Source organism: Prevotella sp. ICM33, from assembly GCF_000517825.1.
GTDB classification, from domain to species: domain Bacteria; phylum Bacteroidota; class Bacteroidia; order Bacteroidales; family Bacteroidaceae; genus Prevotella; species Prevotella melaninogenica.
Map to the genome: position 1 here is coordinate 1 of NZ_JACD01000065.1, position 574 is coordinate 574.

Genomic DNA, 574 nt, shown 5'->3' on the forward strand with positions numbered 1-574 from the left:
AAGATGCCCAAAAGTGAGTTTAAAAGACGATTCAAGAATAAAGAGTAAGGTTATTCTGTAATGAGTAAGAATCGGTTTTGCAAGTAGGGGGAGAGTGAAAATCCAAGTACATCAGTTATGAGAAATATCTTCAAATATATTCCAATGGTTACCTTAGGACAAATTTTAGGTACTGTTGTCGGTTTCCCTTTACTGATTTTCCTTATAAATCAGTTTTATTATTCCAACAAGTATAATGATGATGCAGAACAGTATTGCGAAGATTATATGAATAATTCTTATAACATAGAGATTTCAATGCCTGAAGAAAAATCTCAGTATTATTTGGAGAATCAAGATGAAGAATTTCGCATGTCAGAGACTTTCATTACAAAAATGGACAAAAATTACTTTTCTAACCCTCGAGCAGTTTATATTCCATTCTATTCTGTAGAGTATAAGAAGTATTTCAATATTATGTGTTTCTTGGGCTCTAAGGATTTGTGGTGGCCTTATGGCATGAAGGTTATCCTAACAGTCAACAGGGATGATATGAACAATCCAGCGTATGGAACAAAGGAGAACCCTGTGCCAG

1 protein-coding gene is annotated in these 574 nt (G+C 34.0%); it reads left to right on the plus strand.

Translation table 11 applies throughout. The annotated features are described in order from the left end of the window. Positions 1-117 precede the first annotated feature (117 nt). A partial coding sequence (locus HMPREF1505_RS07670; protein ID WP_036924300.1) for a hypothetical protein occupies positions 118-574 on the plus strand: 457 nt, incomplete at its 3' end.